Origin of the sequence: Vogesella sp. (assembly GCF_046297735.1) — a bacterium.
GTDB lineage: Bacteria > Pseudomonadota > Gammaproteobacteria > Burkholderiales > Chromobacteriaceae > Vogesella > Vogesella urethralis.
Genome location: NZ_JBKBHK010000004.1, coordinates 290,266 through 310,115 on the forward strand (window position 1 = coordinate 290,266; position 19,850 = coordinate 310,115).

The 19,850-nt window shown below is 59.2% G+C and carries 10 protein-coding genes; 4 read left to right on the forward strand and 6 right to left on the reverse strand.

What is annotated here, in order from left to right:
* Window positions 1-37 precede the first annotated feature (37 nt).
* Window positions 38-1,633: a 23S rRNA (uracil(1939)-C(5))-methyltransferase RlmD gene (gene rlmD / locus ACK4FZ_RS07330; protein ID WP_409819366.1), complete on the forward strand. Its 1,596-nt coding sequence runs from the start codon at window positions 38-40 to the stop codon at window positions 1,631-1,633.
* Between the two features lie 153 nt (window positions 1,634-1,786).
* On the opposite strand, the gene ACK4FZ_RS07335 is transcribed toward rlmD, so the two are convergent.
* The 4 genes from ACK4FZ_RS07335 to ilvD form a co-directional block, all read right to left on the reverse strand.
* Entirely contained in the window at window positions 1,787-5,251 is a 3,465-nt protein-coding gene (locus ACK4FZ_RS07335) for a pilus assembly protein (protein WP_409819369.1), read from the reverse strand.
* Between the two features lie 333 nt (window positions 5,252-5,584).
* The gene (locus ACK4FZ_RS07340) at window positions 5,585-9,196 is read right to left on the reverse strand and encodes a pilus assembly protein (RefSeq protein WP_409819372.1); all 3,612 of its coding nucleotides are present in this window, start codon (window positions 9,194-9,196) and stop codon (window positions 5,585-5,587) included.
* Between the two features lie 384 nt (window positions 9,197-9,580).
* Window positions 9,581-13,990 carry a pilus assembly protein gene (locus ACK4FZ_RS07345; protein ID WP_409819375.1) on the reverse strand — a complete coding sequence of 1,470 codons (4,410 nt, stop codon included), beginning with the start codon at window positions 13,988-13,990 and terminating at the stop codon, window positions 9,581-9,583.
* Window positions 13,991-14,415: 425 nt separating this feature from the next.
* Complete coding sequence (ilvD, locus tag ACK4FZ_RS07350) at window positions 14,416-16,272, reverse strand: dihydroxy-acid dehydratase (protein ID WP_409819378.1); 1,857 nt, start codon at window positions 16,270-16,272, stop codon at window positions 14,416-14,418.
* 212 nt (window positions 16,273-16,484) lie between these two features.
* Here ilvD and lgt point away from each other — a divergent pair, with 212 nt between their 5' ends.
* Both lgt and ACK4FZ_RS07360 read left to right on the forward strand, forming a co-directional pair.
* Entirely contained in the window at window positions 16,485-17,279 is a 795-nt protein-coding gene (gene lgt, locus ACK4FZ_RS07355) for a prolipoprotein diacylglyceryl transferase (RefSeq protein ID WP_409819381.1), read from the forward strand.
* Between the two features lie 10 nt (window positions 17,280-17,289).
* Entirely contained in the window at window positions 17,290-17,631 is a 342-nt protein-coding gene (locus ACK4FZ_RS07360; protein WP_144372885.1) for a hypothetical protein, read from the forward strand.
* 95 nt (window positions 17,632-17,726) lie between these two features.
* Here ACK4FZ_RS07360 and ACK4FZ_RS07365 read toward each other — a convergent pair whose 3' ends face one another.
* Window positions 17,727-18,170 carry an Lrp/AsnC family transcriptional regulator gene (locus ACK4FZ_RS07365; RefSeq protein WP_017508524.1) on the reverse strand — a complete coding sequence of 148 codons (444 nt, stop codon included), beginning with the start codon at window positions 18,168-18,170 and terminating at the stop codon, window positions 17,727-17,729.
* Between the two features lie 126 nt (window positions 18,171-18,296).
* Here ACK4FZ_RS07365 and ACK4FZ_RS07370 point away from each other — a divergent pair, with 126 nt between their 5' ends.
* Window positions 18,297-18,911, forward strand: coding sequence for a LysE family translocator (locus ACK4FZ_RS07370; protein WP_409819384.1), 615 nt, complete (start codon window positions 18,297-18,299; stop codon window positions 18,909-18,911).
* Window positions 18,912-18,923: 12 nt separating this feature from the next.
* Here ACK4FZ_RS07370 and ACK4FZ_RS07375 read toward each other — a convergent pair whose 3' ends face one another.
* Entirely contained in the window at window positions 18,924-19,802 is an 879-nt protein-coding gene (locus tag ACK4FZ_RS07375; protein WP_409819386.1) for a LysR family transcriptional regulator, read from the reverse strand.
* Window positions 19,803-19,850 lie beyond the last annotated feature (48 nt).

The window sequence follows — 19,850 nt, forward strand, 5'->3', positions numbered from 1 at the left end:
TGCCGTCTTTGCCACCGCATTTTGACTTTAAAAAACAATGACTCAACAGCAACACATTGCCCAGATCGAATCCCTGGACCATGAAGGACGTGGTGTTGCCCACGTCGAAGGCAAAACCATTTTTATCGAAGGCGCACTGCCTTACGAAGTAGTTACTTACAGCAGCTTCCGCAAAAAACCCAGCTACGAGAACGCTGTAGCGGTAGAAGTGTTGAAAGACAGCTACATGCGCACCGAGCCCTCCTGTCCGCACTACGGCGTATGCGGTGGCTGCTCGATGCAGCACGTGGAATTCACCGCCCAGGTCGCCATCAAGCAGCGCGTGATGGAAGACAACCTGGCGCGCATCGGCCGCGTCAAACCGGAAGTGGTAATGACCCCGATCGCCGGCCCGGCCTGGGGCTACCGCCACCGCGCCCGCCTGTCTGCCCGCTTGGTGGAAAAGAAAGGCGGCGTACTGGTGGGCTTCCACGAGAAGCGCTCCAGTTTCATTGCCGACATGAACGAGTGCCACATCCTGCCCAAGCACATCTCGGCGCTGATTACCCCGCTGCGTGACATGATCATCAAGCTGTCGATCAACAACCGCATGCCGCAGGTGGAAGTGGCTGTGGGCGCCGAAGTGGACATCCTGGTGTTCCGCAATATGGAAGCCATCACCGATAACGACTTCGCCATCCTGAAGGCGTTTTCCGACACCCACAGCCAGCCTGGCCGCCCGCTGCAGGTATGGCTGCAGCCCAAAGGCCCGGAAACCTGTTACCCAATCTACCCGCTGGACGCGCCCAAGCTCACCTACCGCCTGCGCGACTTCGACGTGGAAATGCCGTACTACCCCACCGAGTTCACCCAGGTGAACCCCGACATCAACAACGTGATGGTGTCGCGCGCACTGCGCCTGCTGGACCCGCAAGCCGGCGAACGCATCGCCGACATGTTCTGCGGCATCGGCAACTTCACCCTACCCATCGCCCGTAGCGGCGCCACCGTGCACGGCATGGAAGGCAGCCACGCGCTGGTAAAACGCGCGGTGGAAAACGCCACCCACAACGGCCTGCAAGACAAGGTGAGCTACGAGATGGCCAACCTGTTCGACGTCACCGAAGAATCGTTGGCCGCGCTGGGCAAGTTCGACAAGATGCTGATCGACCCGCCGCGTGACGGCGCCATCCAGCTGGTGAAGGCCTTCACCGAAGAAACCGCCCCGCAGCGCCTGGTTTATGTATCGTGCAACCCGTCCACGCTGGCCCGCGACGCCGGCGTACTGGTGCACACCAAGGGCTACACGCTGAAAGCGGCCGGTATCGTGAACATGTTCCCGCACACCGGCCACGTGGAGTCCATCGCCTGGTTCGAAAAAACCAGCCCGTGCATGACCCGCGAAGAAGTGGACGCCATGGAAGCCGCTGAAGAAGCCGAACGCGCCATCGCCCGTGAAGCCGCCATCGCCGCCCGCGAACTGCGCGAAGCCGAACTGGCCCAGATCAAGGCCGCCGAAAAGGCCGAGAAGCTGGCCGCCAAAGCCGCCCGCACTGCAGAGTTCCAAGCCCGCACTGCGGCCAACGCGGAAAAGCGTGCCGCATTCGAAGCCCGTCAGGCCGAGGGTGACGCTGGTAGCGCGCAGGCGGAGTAAGCACCAAGGCGGCAGCTAAACGCTAAAGCCCAACACGGAGGACAGCGCCGGTTCGCACCGGTGGCTGCTCTGAGTGTGATGAAAAAGCCTGTTTGCGTTGCAAACAGGCTTTTTCATTAGTAGCAGTGTGGCCAGGTTGCGGCCAACCTTGGCTCAGGGGGTCACGATCTCGCGCCAGCTTACCCGGGTTACTACCCTGCCCAGCATTTCGTCCAGCTCGCCGCCAGTACCACCGGAGGTCAGCGACAACACCAGCGAGAAGCGGTTACCGGATTTGATGCGGCTGCGCCCCAGTGAGCCGGCGGTGGCCTTGCCTACCACTCGGCTGGCGCTGCTACCCGGTTTACCCAAGGCGGCTTTCAGCAATTCATCATCAAAGCGCGGCTTGGCAAATACGCCGCCGTTACGGTAGTTCAGGCGCAGCAGATAGCCACTGTCCTTGCCCACCTCGCACACGTTTTTCGACTGTGCTGCCGGGATGTAGGTCTGCACCTCTACGCGTTTTTTGTAATAGTCCAGCGCACTGACTACCCGCTCGCCGCCTGCCGGCAGATCGATATACCAGCCCAGCCAATAGCCGCCACTGGCATCGCGCTCGGCTTGCGGCTTTGTAAAGTCCGGGAAGGGGTAGCGCTTGTCAACATTGCCATTTTTTAACCTGGTAAGCATCTCGGTTCTTGGCCCTGTGCTGTCCAGGCATGGCGACAGCTCGACATTGTGCGGTGGATAGGCAAGCTTGTTGTCGCTTACCTGGCGGTAGCTGCCGCTGCTAGCGCCGCTGATGGTCGCGTTGCTCAGGTACTGGGGTAGTAGCTCCTTGCGCTGGCAGATGCGGCCACCATAGTCCCACAGGCCGTAAATGGACTGTACCCGGTCTTCATTGCTGCAGCTACCGCCGGCTTGGTCGCAGCTATCCAGATAGCGGCCGGTACCCAGGTACACCATCAAGCCGGGGCGTTGGGCGGTGGGCGTGACGGTTTGGTAGTCGGGATGCGGCGCGACAACCGGGGCGGCCATCACCGGCTGGGGCTGGCCGTTAGGGCCAATGGCCGTAAACAGCAGGCTGGGCGCTTGCTGTTGCCAGTCTGACGGGGTTTTGGCGGACAAATCAAACCGCCAAAGATTGCCCAGACGGTCGCCGGCATACACCAGATCGATGGTGCCGTTGTTGTCCAGATCGTACGGGGTGATGTCGGAAAGGCCGTTCCCGCCACCGGGGGCGGCCTGCAGCCGCCAGTAATTGCTGCCTTCGCTCCAGCTGCTGATGTCGCCGCGCACCGGCAGAATGAACAGCGAGGCGCTGCCTTGCTTGCTGTTGTAACCATTCGGGGCCAGCACGTAGTCTTTGCCGTCATTCAGGCGCAGGATTTGCGGCGACAGACCGTGCTGCTTGCCCATGTGTGCGCTATGCTGGCTACCGAACTCCCAGCGCAACAGGGAGGCCGCTGCGTTGCTGTCTTCCCTCACCAGGTCGGGATGGGTGATGTCCAGCAGATACATGGCCTCGCCACCGCGGCCAAGGGTACCGGCCAGGTAGGTTGCCAGCCGGTTGTCGTCTTGCCCGGTAGCTTCGGCCACGGTATTGAGGCCATCAACGTAGTAGCGGTGTTGTTCCGGGTAGGTTTTTTCCGATAGCTTTTTGAGGTGCGGCAGTAGCGAAGACGGTATGTAAGCAAAGCGTTCTTCACCAGTATTGGCGTCAAAGGCGTGCAACATGCCGTCGTTGGCGCCCACATACACCATGGCTGGCCGGTTCTTGGCCGTGCTGAGTTTGGCACTGGGGGCGCCGACATACACCGGTGCCGAGCCGACGATATCGCCCAGCAGGGTGGTACGCATGCGGTAATAGCGGCCTTCCCCGTCACCATTGCCACGCAGGTAACTCACCAGATTACTGTCCAGGTTGGTAGTAAGCCTGGCCGCCTGCAGGTCTGACCAGGTAAACGGGCGCGCTTGATTGCCACTGCCCCCGCCGCCCATCAGGATGATGCGGTTTTTGCCTTTGCTCAGACGATCAGCGGCATTCCATAGTGGTGCGCCCACCGTAACGGTGCTGCCACTTTTCACCAGTTTGAAAGCCTGCAGGCTGCCGGTCCAGTTATCGGAATCAAAGCCAGCCTGAAAGTACAGGGCGCCGTCGGTGTATACCTGCTGGCTCATGCCACCGGCGGCCTGCGAACCGGACATCTGGGTAATTTCGTTAAGTGCGTCCAACAAACCCTGGCGGAACTCGTCGGGGTTGGCCGCAGCCACAAAGCGGCCTCGGGTATTGACGGCAGCGTGTAACAGGTCATCGATCTTGTGTATCTCTGCCTGGCCCGGGTCGGGCCAACTTTTGCTGCCCGCGGCCAACAACGGCAAGTCGGCTACCGGGTCCAGCGTGCCTTTCAAACCCAGCGACAGGCTGAAGGTGGTCATGTGCTGCCAATATGCCGGGTTTTGTGCGCTGGGGCGGATATTGTTGGTCAGGTCTGGCTTCAGATCGTAACGCCAGTAGCGCATTGCCACGTCCGCCAGCGTGTTGTGCAAGGTGTCGGGGTATGGGGCATTGTCGAAGCTATCGACATTACCGACGTTGATGTTTTCGGCACTCCAGTAACCATCGGTCGTCAGGATGGTGAACGCGCGTCGGCAACTGACACCATCGTTCCAGTAGTTGTTCTTGAAATTCTCGCCAGACCACTGCAGCGCCGAACGCAAGGGCGTGCCTTTCTGGTAGGTAAACAGATTGAGCAAGGTATCGAAAAACAACTGCCGGTTGGTGCCGGTGAAGCCACCTTCGGTCGGTACCGGCAGGTAACTGCCACTACTACGCCCGTTGATGGTGGAAAAACCCACCAGGTACTCGGTTCCCAGCTCGGCAAAAGCCAGTGCCGTGCTGGCTTTGGCCGCCAGGATGCGTGAGCGGTAATACTGGAACCAAACGGCAAAGTTACGCGCCTCTTCCGCTACGCTGCGGCCCCACGGAAACTGGCTGATCTCATTTTCCCTACGGCTGTCGTCACCCCTGCTGTCCACTTCGGCCAGATCGGTGACATAGGCTTTGTCGTTGCGGATCTGGTAGCGATGATAGTTTTTACGGTCTTGCGCCGAGCCGCTGCCTTTGTAGACATAGAAGGTAATGGGCCAATAGCCTTGCTGCGTGATGACTTCAGCAGCCTGAGTCTGCCTGCAGTCATCGTTAAACCTGCAGTAGCCAATATTGCCCTCGCCGTGCAAGGCATTCTTGTAATACCACCGTGCCCGTAGCTGCTGGTAACTGGTGAGGTCGATCTTGTCGGCCCACTGGTAAGCCGGGTTGAAGCTGGCTTGCTTCGGATTGTCAGCCGCATTGTACGGGGCATAGACGTTGCCGTCGGCATCCACCCACGGTTTGTATGTCTGATTGGGATTGTAATAAACGGCGTTGTTGCGCGAGGAACGCAGGAAGACTTCGTAGATATTGAGCCCGCTCTGCGCTGGCAGATAGTAGTTACCTATCGAGGCGTAGTTGGCACCACCGTATACCGTATTGTTACGGGTAGGGGCAAACAGATAACCGCTGGCATTACCCTTGGGCATATAGCTGTCGGGCATGATGTCCCACATCATCGAACCGGAGTCGTCTATCTGGTACATGATCTGTGGCTGAATACTGCGCGTGGCAGTAAGTGGCGCTGGCGGAATCACCAGGTCGCGTGCAAAAGCGGCGCTGGTGCTGCAAAGCAAGCTGCACAACAAGTATGGCAATAGCGGTGAGCGCATGGGCGAACATCAGGCCTCGCGGGCCGGTATTTATCGATACCAGGATGATACTCGCTAGTCTACGCTATTGGCATTAAAAATCCCATTCAAATTCTATAGTTGTGACCTGCGCACAAGGCGGGGGCCGCACCCTGTGATAGATAAAAAGCCTGCTTGCAATGCAAACAGGCTCTTGTTGCCAATGGCAAGGAAACTACCCTGCCCGCCTCAATCACTGATCACTTCACGCCAGCTTACCCGTTTGACTACCCGGCTCGCACTACCCATGGTGTTGCACTCGATAGTACCGCCGGCACCCGTGTTGCAAAGCGCCAGCCTGCCGCTAGGCAGCGTAACCAGCAGTGAACCACCGTAATTGACACCGGTGGAAAGCGACTGCCGGTTGTACCGGCTGTCCAGACTGTTGATACGGCCATCACCATTGGTGTCCATCAGTACCATCTCGGGAGCGGCACCATTACTGAGGTTGACAATGGTGCGGAACGACGCCTCGCCGCCGGCTGCACACTCTTGCCGTAAACGGATGCTGTCGATCACCACCAGATCACTGCGGCGCAACGACATGTAAAACGGCGACGACACTACCTGTTCATTACTGGTCAGCGGGATGTACCAGCCCTTCTGGTTGGCCGCCACACTGCTGGTAGAGGTGCGCGAAAAACCAGAATCGGCAGACGGCACCGCATGCGCCAACAAACTGCGTGGGTCGGCAATCTGCTGGTTATTGTCGTAAATGCCGTAAATGGCCTGGCCACTGGTAGCACGGTCAGCCTCGGCGTAGTTGATGCCGGTACCAAACACCACCATCTTCTGCCCGCCTGCCGTTTTCATCAGGGTGGGCGCCGCGGTAATCGGCTGACGATCGCCCAAGGTGCTGCCACTCATGGTGTACGCAGTAAACAGCGGCTGACCGCCTAGTGCCACGTTCCAGCGTGCCGGATCGGTAGCACTGATGTCGAACTTCCACACGTGGCCGTTAAGGTCGCCAGCGTAGAGAAAGTCCGCCGTGCCATTACTGTCGTCATCGTAAGTGCTGACGTCGGTAATACCGTTGGGCGAATACAAGGGCGTACTGCCTGGGCTGACGGTGAGACGGAAATAATTGCTGCCCAGCACCCAGGGGTCGCCAGGTGCCTTGTCCAGCATTAGCAAGAAGACGCCGGCGTTGCTGGCCGTTTGGTTAATGCCGTTACCCAGTACCGCTGCCCATTTACCGTTATTGAGTTTCACCAGCTTGGGCAGCGTCATCATATTGCCCAGCAGGCTATCGTTGCTGGACGAGAACTCCCAGCGCACGCTGTCGGCGTTCATGCTGGTTGGCGTGGTAACGTCGATGGCGTAAATGCTGCTACTGCCATAGCCGTCACTCCGGGTAATGCCACGTCCGGTAGAGCCGATCAACAATGTGGTGGCGGTGTTATTGAGGCACACGTCCTTGATGACCGGGCTACCATCGTGCAGGCGAACGTAGTCGTAGTCTTTGGCGGCCAACCTGGCCGCTTGCGGGTACACCGCAGACGGCATGAAGGCAAATAGCTCCTTGCCCTTATCGGCAGCATTCTTATTGCCGTAGTTAAAGATATGCAGGAAGCCGTCGTTAGCGGGTACTGCGTAGATGGATGGCCGCCCCTTGGCGCTGCTGCTGAAACTGCCGCAGCCGCTGATGTCCGCGGGTGCACCATAGAATGCTACCTTGGCCAGCTCGATCGGCCCCAGACGGTAGCTGCGCGCACGATAGGCTCTGCTGCCACTGTTGCCGGCATTGGTATTGTCGCCACGCAGGTAAGCCAAACCGGCAGCGTTGAGACCGATCTGAGTTTGCAGATAGCTGCTGCCCGTATCGAAACCCATGCCACGTTCGGTGTTCTTGTTATAGGCGTACACATTGCGGCCATTGGCCGTGGTACCAAGCTGGCTTTCCAGAATGGATTTGGTACTCCAGTCCAACGCCAGCGAATTGCTGTTCAGCGCATTGCTACTGTTCAGCGTCACCTTGTACGCCTCGATGTCACCGTACCAGTCGGCACCACCATCGCTGCTGTTGGCAGACGAGCGTTCAAACGTGGTGCGGAACATGTGGCTGCCGGTGCCGACACTGTTATTGCCCGACGACACGCTAAGGCCGGACAAGGACGGTTTCACCGCCAGCGCCGCATAACTGAAGGCACGGTTCAGCGCCCGGATCAGCGCCTCCGGGTTGTTGGCCGGTGCATAGTTGTCAGGCACACCGTTAGGGAAGGCGCCGATGGTTTGCAGATCGCTCGACCATTCCGACTTCACATCCGGCGTCTTGTTGCCGTTACTGTCGTCAAAACCACCCCACTTGGCCGCCAGATAGAAGGAGTTGGTGGTTTCGCTCTTGTAGTTGCCACCTTCCACCACATCGATCATGAAAGACTTCACCCGCTGCGTACCGGACTTGTCGCCACGAATGTCGAACATATTGCCCCAGTAAGCCAGCGCAGCAATATAACCAGGCGATTGATTGGCACCAATATTGTTACTAGCGCCATTACGCACGGTACTGAGCAAAGTACTAACGTTGATTTCGTCATCATCAGCCGGTGGTCGCAGGGTAACGCCCGTCCAGGTAGAACCCGGCAAATCCACGTCGCGGTGTACATTGACATCACCGAAATAGATGATGAAGCTGTTCTGGTCAGAATTTTTCAGCGGGTCATCCCAGTCGGTAATCACCGGAAAGCTGTCTCGCTGGTTGGCATTGGTAATGTTGGAATAAGCGCTGAGATTGCCCTTGTTGCGCAAGTAGCGCAGCGACGCGTAGTACAGCTCGGCGGCCGGGTCCAGCGTCTTGTAGCCCCCCTCACCGAAACGGTTCAGGTAATTCACCACCCCGCTGTTGCTAACGCTGCTACCACTAGCGTCTGTTGGGTCGGGGTTCGTGTAAAAGACCCCGGTTTTCGGGTCCCACTCCTGCCCCAAGGCGATAGTGTTACCGCTATTGGTGGTTACTGTCTGATAGCAGCCAGGGTACTTCAAACGCGCCCGTAGCACGCCGCCATCGCGGGTTTCACTGTTGTCGAGCAAGTAACTGAACACGCCCACGCGCATGGTTTTGGCGTATTTCTGGATCAAGCCTTCCGGCTTGTAATCCACCACCCCGGTAGACGGCGTGTACAGGGTGCAGTTACTGGCCATGCCAAAACTGGTGGATTGCACGCAGGCGCGCACGTTCAGGTCATAGCGGCTTGTATCTGAAGACTGCACCCAGCTAAAACCATTCCAGCGCTCGTAACTGCGACTTAGATTGACAGAAAACGGATTAGCGCTAGGACGCACCATAGTTGCTGTCATGTTGCGATAGGTAGACCCGCTGCCATGACCGGATAGTAAAGGCAAATAACCACGGAAGTCCCCATAACTACGCGTAGCAGCAGCATCTGAATAGCCGTGACGTGACATGCGCAGAATGGTCTTGCCGGTAGCCTCCCGAACCCGGTAACCACCGGTCAGCGTTTTGCGAAAGATGTCGGTGGCGGTGCCGGTTGCCCAGTTGAGAAAGTTGCCCGACCACAAGCCGTCGTTACAAGTACGCAAGCTGGCATTATTGACGGCACTGACCGGGTTGAAATAGTTGACACCCGCACTGCTGTCGTTGGTGACATAGCTGTAGCACAGGCCAGACTCAAAGTAGCCCAGGTATTCATTGGTATTGGTATAGCCGGTCTGGTATGCCCAACCTGCCGTGGGAAACTCGATAGACAGCGCCAACAGCACATTCGGCCCATCGGTATCGCCGGTACCTGCCAGTGGCGACGGGCTAACCGGTACGATGGCATGAGCAACGCTAGCCAGCATGCAGACGGCAGCAAACTGCGACCTTAATAAAAACGATGTCATATCAAACCCGATAAAAGCACATTGAGCAACAAAGCCCTTTTATCGTAGTCGATAAGATAGCAATTGAAAACAGCATATGGAATATAAGCACAAACGCATAGAACCAACCATTCCATTGCGCCTACATTCAATATTTACTGAATAAAAAAGGTGCCAATTGATAGAATTGGCACCTTTTAAAATTAAAACAAATAAAATAAAATCAACAAAATCAACAATAACTAACAAAAATCATCCAAATAAAGAACATTGCTTTCAAGAAAACACGTTCAAACTGTGCGTCAAAGCCAATAACGTGACGGACAAAGCTGCATGCTCTGGTCCTCTCAACACTGCCGCCTGCTAATCGCTGACCACTTCACGCCAACTGACACGCTTGACAATGCGGCTACCACATGCAACCGGGCCGATAACGCTGCCGTTATAGCTGAGATAGCACTGACTACCCTTTTTAAAGGTATTACGGCGAATCAAACCGTAAGAACCTGCAAGTGGCAGGCTACCGGGCCCACCAATGCCGGTAGCCAACAAACGCGCCTTTTTTTCATCGTAACCAAGTGCAATCAGCCGTGATATCAGCTCCTCCACTTCCGTACTCTCCGGAGGATTGATGACTCCGATCAGCTGTTTACCAGTCAAGCTGAAGTTATCGTAAGGATAAGTGACAAACTCGGACTCGCAGACATCAGCCTGAGACTTGCGATAGTCTGTCTCAAAAATGACCCGATTTTTGCCAAACACCTCAAGATTCACCACGTTCTCAAGTGGCAACTTCAAGTCAAGATAGAAACCCAGCTTGTAGCCAGACAGGCTGTAAGCACCGCTACCATCGGCACTGGCCAGAGTTCGGAAGCCATTACTAAGGCAATTTGCATTTCGCACTCCTGCTGTAGGGTAGCGCAATGTACCGTAGTCGAATACATGGCGTGTCTTCGGCATGGTATCGGGGAAATGCTGCACACCTACTTCGGCCAATTCGTCACGCTTACAAACGATGCCGCCAAAATCCCAGATGCTATAAACACTGCGGGTGCTGGATTCGCCGCTGCAACCGGCCGCATCCTTGTCGCAGGCTTCCAGAAACTTGCCCGCAGCAAAGGTCAGTACCAGATTGGGTACCGTGGCACTACGCGACAGCGAGAGCGTCGGGTGTTGGGTAATTTGTGGCGCGAGCACCACCGGCTGCGCCTTACCATCCGGTCCGGCGGCCACAAAAATACTGCTGGCCGTCCACTTGCTGGTATCGCTGCTGCTGACGTTGAAGCGCCAGATATTGCCTTTCAGGTCGCCAGCGTAGATCAGGTCGACCTTGCCGTCTTTGTTGAGGTCGTAATAAGAAAAATCGGACAAACCGTTGGCCGCCGTGGCTTGCTCTACCACCATTTTCTTGTAGCCAGAGGACGTCCAGCTGGTACGAGCATTGACAGGCAGGAAGAACATGGCCGCACGGCCATTGCTGCTGTTGTAGCCGTTTGGCGAAACTACGTACCAGTTGCCATCGTTCAGCTGCAGTATCTGCGGCTGGGCAAAGGTCAGACCCAAGTCGCTGTCGTCGAACGAAGTGAACTCCCACTGCACCAGCTCGTTGGCCTTGGACTCCAGCAGGTTGGCCGGCGCCGTCACGTTCAGCAGGAACAGGCTGCGGCCGCCACCGCGCAAGCCGCCGGCGAGCAGGGTTTTCCAGCTGCTGTCTGCCCAGGCGGCGCTGCTGTGCAGCTGGCCGTCCACGAAGTAACGGTGGCTGTAGTTCTGCTCGGTCAGGTCAATCAGCGGCGACTGCCCGACGGTGGACGACAGGAACACTTTGGGGATAAAGGCAAACCTCTCTACCCCGCTGGCGGCGTCAAAACCGTGCAGCATGCCGTCGTTGGCTCCCACGTACAGTATTGGGATCCGGCTCTTGTAGCTGTTATAGAAACTGGTATAGCTGTTGTCGCTGCGGAACCCGGCGACAGGTGCACCGACATAGACGCCACGCGAATGCAATATGTCGCCCAGCTTGGTGCGGCTGCGAACGCGGAATTTGCCGGTGGTGATGCCCTCGTTGGCAGCGTTACCGCGCAGGTAGTCGACACGGTTAATCGCCACGCTATTGCTTTCCACGCTTTCGCGCAGCGACGGCAGCAAGTTGTAGGCCGGCAAGGCCAGGCTGGCGCTGGTAAACGGTATGGCCTTCACCGCGCTATTGCTGACACCGGCGATGATCTGGCGAGAGCTGCTGGCCGGCAGCAACTCGGCGGCCGACCATAGCGTGGTGGCAAACTTCTTCTGCGTACTGTCGTACTTCTTGGCGATCAGGTTGCCGGACCAGTCAGCAGAGTCATAACCAGCGGTATATTCGACGGTATCAGTTTCCAGCTTGCTGCTACTGCCCACCGCCGGCACCAGGAACGGCGCCTGCTGCTGGATGGTGTTGAAGATGCGGTCCAGCTGTTGTTCCAGTTTCAGCGGGTTGGTGGCGGATGCGTAAGCATCGGGCACACCGTCACCGTCGGCGTCCCATTGGTTGGTTTCAACCAGGCCATTGGCGTCGCTGCCGGTCTTGGCGTCGGTATAGCCGCCGTACTTGGCCATGTACCACAGCGGTGACTGCAGCCGCTCTACCGTCGCATCACCGTTATTTACCGTGAAAATGCGCTCGAAGTTTTCCGGCAGGATCAGGCAGTTCTTTCGTCGTGGGCTGTTATGCAAGCCATATAGCAAGCTGTAGTAAGGCTGGTTGCTGGCGATACACTCGATACTGGTGCCCTTGTACCCGTTCCACGTCTGCGCAGCAGGATCGTTTTCCTTCTCGCGGATCACCAGGTAAGGGCCGGTCTTATTGCCATCGGTCGCATCGCTGAGCGGGCTGACGCCGGAGATGATAAAGCCAGCGTAGGTCTGCGCACCGTTGGCAGCGTAGAAGGTATCCACCTTCACCCGTACCGTACTGCTGGTGTCCTTGCTGATGCGGTAATCAACAATGTGATCGACATCCCAGTCGCTGCCGTCTTCAGAGTTTTCGAAGTTCACTCGGAAGCGGTAGCAGTCTGGCCAAGTGCAGCTGGTATCGCTCTTGAACAGGTAGTAGTCGACAATCGACATGGTGTTGCTGCCGGAGCGTGCATATGGAATAAAAGTCACCGTCTGCTGCGGAAACTTCAGCTCTACCTTGGGCTGCGAATTCGACAGGGCTATCGCAAAGGTACGGATCACGGGTTTGCTCTTGCCTGCAGGTACATTCACCTCGACCAACGGCGTACTCCGCGCATAGTAGGCTGCCATGGCGCCATAGAACCCGCCCTGACGGGTAGGCTCCTCCGGCGAAATGCCGCGCACATTGAACGATCTGGCTGACTTGCCGGTAGGCAGACCGACACTGTTATTGTTGCCGCTGACCTGGCCGATCATGATGGTCTTCATCACCCCGGCAAATTCCCGATTCCATAGCGTGGCAGCCAGAGTTCCCACGTCAAGCTCCGTCATACCAGTCTCGGAAGCCATGCTCTCGAACGCGGAGCCCGGTAGCTGACTATCGAAAGATGACACCGCGTCGCTGACCACAGTGATGAACGGTTTGGAACACCAGTTCTTACCGGCGTACGGCTTGTAATTTGACCAGTCTTCCAGGAAGTTGATACCGATATTGGTCTTGTCGATGGTGCTGCGGCTTCCTGCAGTGAAATAACTAGGCCCACTCTTGCCGGCGTAGTAGCGCAGCACCTCGTAATACATTTCGGCCAACGGGTTACCCCAGTTACCGTCCCCGCCGCTGTTGTAGCCGCCGCTATTAGGCTTGTAAATCATCAAGGCGTCTAGCGTCTTCACGATGCCACCGGCCGCAAAATCACCGTTAGCGTCAATCTCGCTGGCAAAGCGGCGCATGCCAACGCGCAGGGCAGCACCGCTACGCGGACTAGAATAAATGCTGGTAAACAGCGCAAACTCCATATTGTTGTCCACACTGTACTTGTGCAGCAGGCCAGTCGGCTTGTACGTACTGCCGTACAACCGGCAGTTCGCATTCCTGCCTAATACCAAAGCTGCCTGCAAATCGTAACTGGTACAAGACACAACCTTGGCGATCATGCCGACCATGTCGCTAAAACGGGTGTTATTGAGATTGGCATTGCCCTCACTGCTGACCCATTGCGTGATATCCACGCCATTGCCCGCCGAGGCCACCTTGATCACTGGCGTACTGCCGTCGTCGGCATTGGCAAACACCAGCGTATGGCCCAGATCCAGCCGGCTCTTGATCGTATTGGTCGTGCCGGTTATCGTCGCGCACAGATTGCTGTTAGCCGCATCGTTGCAGTAACTGAGGGTACCCACCATGAAATCTGCCGGTACGTAATCCAGCAGGCTCCCCTGACCTGACAAGTTAGCGGTGAGTTGCTTGCCCCAAGCGTGAGAATCACGCGGCACCCGCGAGCGCACCAATACGGCACTACTGCCTTCGCGGGCACCACCATACAAGGACTTGCGCAGCACGTCGGCGCGCGACATGGCAACGTAGTTCAGCAAATTGCCAGACCAATAGTTACCACCACACTTTTTGTCAGCAGTGAACTGCGCAGCCTCAAAACGCCCATTAGTGGTGGAATACTCGTAACAGACATGGCTATTGAAATAGCCGTAGTAATCGATGGACGGTTTGAACTCCACGTCATACACGCCGTCATCATCCAGGTCGGTGGCGTCGTTGTAGGCTTCCACAAACATATTGCGATCGCGCCCCACTACCAGCACATTCAGCGGTGGTTGAGACACGGAGGTACCCACCATCGGCAGATTGGGCACCACCAAGGCCATAGCAGGCAGCACCTGACATAACAATAGTATTGTATATTTAAACCCACCAATTAATCTTCGCATTTTAAACCCCACCAGAAAATTGATTGCCCATAAATTTCCGGCACATACAGCAAGAAAACAATCAGACCAGCAATTATATTCAGCAATAGTCAATCAGGCGGGATTAAGTGGAAAATTCAAAAAAAATTCAAAAAATCAACAACAAAAAAAATAATTCGATATTAAAATTCAGAATAAAACTGCATCAAAAATAAATCTTAATTAATAAAATCATCACCTGCCAAATAAAAAAGCCCGCTTGTTAAGACAAGCGGGCTTTCACCTTAACGCAGCCAAACCGACTGCAGCAGCCGCTGGCAGATATGACTGGGTAAATGCGCTTACTTGCGCTCCACCTGCGACACATCGCGCACTGCGCCGGTGTCGGCGCTGGTGGTCATGGCGGCGTAGGCGCGCAGCGCCGGGCTGACCACGCGCTGGCGGTCCAGCGGCTTCCACGCCTGCGCACCGCGGGCTTCCTGTGCGGCGCGGCGTGCGGCCAACGTTTCAGCGCTGACAGCCAGATGAATGCCACGGTTGGGGATGTCGATCTCGATGGTATCGCCCTCTTCCACCAGGCCGATAGCGCCGCCTTCAGCAGCTTCCGGCGACACGTGGCCGATGGACAGGCCGGAGGTGCCGCCGGAGAAGCGGCCGTCGGTCAGCAGCGCGCAGGCCTTGCCCAGGCCTTTGGACTTCAGGTAGCTGGTGGGGTACAGCATTTCCTGCATGCCCGGGCCCCCTTTCGGACCTTCGTAGCGGATGACGACCACGTCGCCGGCCACGACCTGGTCGGCGAGGATGGCTGCCACGGCGTCGTCCTGGCTTTCAAACACGCGGGCGCGGCCGGTGAACTTGAGGATGGAGTCGTCCACGCCGGCGGTTTTCACGATGCAACCGCGCTCGGCGATATTGCCGTACAGCACGGCCAGGCCGCCGTCTTGCGAGTAGGCGTTAGCCTTGTCGCGGATGCAGCCTTCGGCGCGGTCGTCGTCCAGCGTCGGGTAACGCATGCTCTGGCTGAAGGCGATAGTGGTGGGCACGCCACCCGGTGCCGCGCGGTAGAAGCGGTGCGGCTCGCTGTCCGGGCCGTGACGCATCACGTCCCACGCTTCGATGCCGGCGCCCATGCTGGGGCTGTGCACGGTGGGGACGTCACGATGGATCAGGCCGGCGCGGTCCAGCTCGGCCAGAATGCCGATCACGCCACCGGCACGGTGTACGTCCTCCATGTGGTACTTCTGCGTGGCCGGCGCCACCTTGGATAGGCAGGGCACGCTGCGCGAGATGCGGTCGATGTCGGCCATCTTGAAGTCGACACCGGCTTCGTGGGCGGCGGCCAGCAGGTGCAGCACGGTGTTGGTGGAGCCGCCCATGGCCACATCCAGGCTCATGGCGTTCTCGAACGCGGCCTTGGTGGCGATGCTGCGCGGCAGCACGCTGAAATCGTCTTGCTCGTAGTGGCGCTTGGTGATCTCCACGATCAGGCGGCCGGCTTTCAGGAACAGCTCCTTGCGGTCGGCGTGGGTGGCCAGCAGGCTGCCGTTACCCGGCAGACTCAGACCCAGCGCCTCGGTCAGGCAGTTCATCGAGTTGGCGGTAAACATGCCGGAACAGGACCCGCAAGTGGGGCAGGCGCTGCGCTCTACCTTGTCCACGTCGGCGTCGGACACGGCGCTGTTGGCCGCTTCCACCATGGCGTCCACCAGGTCCAGCTTGCGGATCTCGTTACCCCACTGCACCTTGCCGGCCTCCATCGGGCCGCCGGATACGAACACTACCGGGATGTTCAACCGCAGCGCAGCCATCAGCATGCCGGGGGTGATCTTGTCGCAGTTGGAGATGCACACCAGCGCGTCAGCGCAGTGCGCGTTCACCATGTATTCCACGCTGTCAGCGATCAGGTCGCGGCTGGGCAGGCTGTACAGCATGCCGCCGTGGCCCATGGCGATGCCGTCGTCCACGGCGATGGTGTTGAATTCTTTGGCGACGCCGCCGGCACGTTCGATCTCGCGCGCCACCAGCTGGCCCATATTGTGCAGATGCACGTGGCCGGGTACGAACTGGGTAAAGCTGTTGGCAATGGCGATGATGGGCTTCTGGAAGTCTTCATCCTTCATGCCGGTGGCGCGCCACAGCGCACGGGCACCGGCCATGTTGCGGCCAGAGGTAGAGGTTTTGGAGCGGTATTGCGGCATGGCTTGATCCTTGGTTTCTCTTTGCCCGCCCGTCGGCGGAAATAACGTGTCCCGGGGCGCGGATACCGCTTCTGTGAGCAGTTGGCAGGAACTTCCGGGTGCGTGAAGTTTCTGTGAATGACAACATCCCGTCATGATCGCGTCGGGACGCCGTCGGGCGCTTTCCGTATAATTTCGATCTTCCTTTTACCGCAAACGCACATTACTGACAAATGCTGATCCATCCTCAGTTTGACCCGGTGGCCATCCACCTGGGCCCGCTGGCCGTGCACTGGTATGGCCTGATGTACCTGTTGGGCTTTGGCCTGTTTCTGTGGCTGGGCAATCTGCGCGTGAAAAGCCAGCCGTGGGGCGGCTGGGGCGCCAAAGACCTGGACGATTTCCTGACCTGGGCGGTGTTGGGTGTAGTGCTGGGCGGTCGCCTGGGCGAGGTGCTGTTTTACCAACCTGCTTACTACCTGCAACACCCGGCCGAAATCCTGATGGTGTGGAAAGGCGGCATGAGCTTTCACGGTGGCTTCATCGGCGTACTGGTAGCCATGGCGCTGTTTGCGCGCAAGAAAGGCAGCAGCTTCTGGCAGGTGGCCGACTTTGTCGCCCCGCTGGTACCCACAGGGTTGGCCGCAGGCCGCGTCGGCAACTTCATCAACGGCGAGCTATGGGGCCGCGTGGCCCCGGCCGAGCTGCCGTGGGCGATGGTGTTCCCGCAGATAGACGCCTTGCCGCGCCACCCGTCGCAGCTGTACCAGGCGCTGCTGGAAGGCGTGGCGCTGTTCGTCATCCTGTGGCTGTTCTCGGCACGCCGCCGCCCAGCTGGCCAGGTATCGGCGGTGTTCCTGATCGGCTACGGCAGCTTCCGCTTCATCGCCGAATACTTCCGCACCCCGGACGCCGGCATCTTCGGCCAGTCCGACGTGATCAGCATGGGCCAGTGGCTGAGCCTGCCGATGATCGTAGCCGGTATCGCGCTGTACCGCTGGGCGGCACGCAAGCCGCAAACTGTTTGAGGAGCCTGCGATGAAAGCCATCGTTCCCCTGCTGCTGTGCAGCCTGCTGGCCGGCTGCGCCACATACCAGTGGCGCCATGGCGACGGCACGCGCAACTTTGACGCCGAGAGCTACCCGTGCAAGCAGGAGGCCGCCAAAGCCTTCCCGCCGGACATGCGCGAACGCGTAGCGCGCGCCGCCTCGTTCCAGCCGCCACGGCAGATCTGCGGCGCCAACAACCAGTGCACCTGGACGCCGGGCTACTGGGAGCCGGAACGCCGTGAAAGCTACGACGCCAACGCCGAGCAACGCGAGGACATGTACAACAGCTGCATGAAAGCCAAGGGCTGGGCCTACATCCGCGTGGATTAGCGCCTGCTGGCAAGCTTGGCTGCAAAGCACAAGGCCCTGCCATGCGGCAGGGCCTTGCTGTTTTATACGGCACCACGCTGCCCGGCCGCCACCGCCTAACGCGGCGGGCATACCGGCCGCGCCGACAGCGGCGTGGACAGAATGATGCTGGTACGTGTCTCGCCCAGATCGTTCAGGTGCGACACCAGCAGCTCCAGATGCTGCACGTCGCGCGCCAGCACGCGGAATACATAGGAATCCACCCCGGTCACGTGGTGGCACTCCTGTACCTCCGGCATGGCGGCCAACCTGTCCAGCAGCGTCTTTTTGGCCGGCTGCGGCACGGTAATGCCTACCAGCGCCGACAGCGCATACCCCGCCTTCAGCGGCGCCACCACCGCGTGGTAGCCGCGAATCACCCCCGCCTCTTCCAGGCGTTTAACACGCTCCGACACCGCCGGCACCGACAGCCCCACCGCCTGCGCCAACTCGGTGAGCGACTGGCGGGCGTTGTCCTGCAGCGCGGCCAGAATGGCCCACGATTTGGCATCCACTTCCATTTGTTAAGCCTTTCTGCCGTTTGGCCTGAATTTCTGAGGCCAGCATAGCGCATCGCCTGCATCACGGCATGGGCAGCGGCACCGCGCCACGCCACGCCACACTATGCAGCAGCAAAGGAGAACACCATGCGCCTGTTTCTGGAAGCGGCCACCATCGGGCTGGCCATTGCCGCCCCGGTCGGCCCCATCGGCCTGCTGTGCATCGAGCGCACGCTGCACCGTGGCCCGGCCACCGGTTTTGTTACCGGCCTGGGTGCCGCCAGCGCCGACGGCCTGTACGCCAGTGCTGGCGCTGCCGGCATGAGCACGCTGCTGCACACCCTCAGCGCCATCGCCACCCCGCTGGCGCTGGCCGGCAGCGCGCTGCTGCTATACACGGGCGTCGGCACGCTGCGCCGCGCTGCGGCCAACCATGCCGCCCGCACCAGCGAAGGCGACGGGCTGGCCATGGCTTATCTGTCGGCGCTGGGGCTGACGCTGAGCAACCCGATGACCATCCTGTCGTTTATCGCGGTATTTGCCAGCCTGGCAGGCGGCCAGCCACCGGCGCCGGCCGACGCGGTGCTGATGGTGGCCGGCGTGTTTACCGGCTCGGCGCTGTGGTGGCTGTTACTGGCCTACGGCGGCGGGCGCCTGCTGGCACGGCTGGGGCCCGCCGGGCAGCGGCGCATCAACCAGCTGTGCAGCGTGTTGCTGATAGCCTTTGCCGTACTGATGGCGTGGCGCACGCTGACCGGCTAGGCGCAAGCGGCACTATGGCGCCAGACCATCCAGCTGCAGAAAGGCGCGCATGCTGCTGCCGGGCGCCTTGTCGCGATGGCGTATGCACCACAAGGTGCGCTGTAGCGGCGGCAAGGCCGTTTGCAATGGCACCAGCGCGCCGCTGTCCAGCAGTTCGGCCACCACGCGGCGCGACAAGCAGCTCACGCCCAGCCCGGCCGCCACCGCACGCTTGATGGCTTCGGAATCGCCCAGCTCCATTTCCACGTTCAGGCTGCCCAGGTGCGGCAGCAACACGCGCTCCACTTCCTCGCGGGTGCCGGAACCGGCCTCGCGCAGCAGCCACGGTGCCGCCGCCAGCTCGGCCAGGCCTACCTGCCGGCCGGCCAGCGGATGGTTGGCCGCCGCAAACACCAGCAGCTCGTCCTGCTGCCACGGCAGGCTGTGCAGCGCCGGGTGGTGGCACGGGCCTTCGATCAGGCCGAAGTCGGCTTGTAGCGCCGCCACCGCCGCCACGATGTCGCGGGTATTGGCCACCTGCAGGCTGACGCGGCATTGCGGCCAACGCTGCCGCAAAGCGGCCAGCCGCTGCGGCAACAGGTAGTTGGCAATGGTGGTACTGGCCCCCAGCCGCAACGACAACGCCGCCTCGCCGAACAAATCCTGCAGCGCCGCGGCTTCGTCCAGTAGTGCCCGCGCCCGTGGCAATAGCGTGCGGCCGTGTTCGTTCAGCTGCAGGCCCCGGCCGATGCGGTCGAACAAGGGCACGCCCAGCGCCTGCTCCAGCTGTGCCAGCGCCTGGCTGGCGGCCGATTGCGACAGCGCCACCTCGGCGGCAGCGCGGGTGACCGACTCGCAGGCGGCCACGGCGGCGAACACTTCCAGTTCGCGCAGCGATAGTTTTAGCGCCATGATTAATCGGTTTTAGTGATCGGTACCATTCATATTATCCGTTTTACC

Coding starts and splice junctions, on each gene's coding strand:
- rlmD (WP_409819366.1), top strand. CDS start 38: ATGACTCAACAGCAACACATTGCCCAGATCGAATCCCTGGACCATGAA.
- ACK4FZ_RS07335 (WP_409819369.1), bottom strand. CDS start 5,251: ATGTACCAGATAGACGACTCCGGTTCGATGATGTGGGACATCATGCCC.
- ACK4FZ_RS07340 (WP_409819372.1), bottom strand. CDS start 9,196: ATGCTGGCTAGCGTTGCTCATGCCATCGTACCGGTTAGCCCGTCGCCA.
- ilvD (WP_409819378.1), bottom strand. CDS start 16,272: ATGCCGCAATACCGCTCCAAAACCTCTACCTCTGGCCGCAACATGGCC.
- lgt (WP_409819381.1), top strand. CDS start 16,485: ATGCTGATCCATCCTCAGTTTGACCCGGTGGCCATCCACCTGGGCCCG.
- ACK4FZ_RS07360 (WP_144372885.1), top strand. CDS start 17,290: ATGAAAGCCATCGTTCCCCTGCTGCTGTGCAGCCTGCTGGCCGGCTGC.
- ACK4FZ_RS07365 (WP_017508524.1), bottom strand. CDS start 18,170: ATGGAAGTGGATGCCAAATCGTGGGCCATTCTGGCCGCGCTGCAGGAC.
- ACK4FZ_RS07370 (WP_409819384.1), top strand. CDS start 18,297: ATGCGCCTGTTTCTGGAAGCGGCCACCATCGGGCTGGCCATTGCCGCC.
- ACK4FZ_RS07375 (WP_409819386.1), bottom strand. CDS start 19,802: ATGGCGCTAAAACTATCGCTGCGCGAACTGGAAGTGTTCGCCGCCGTG.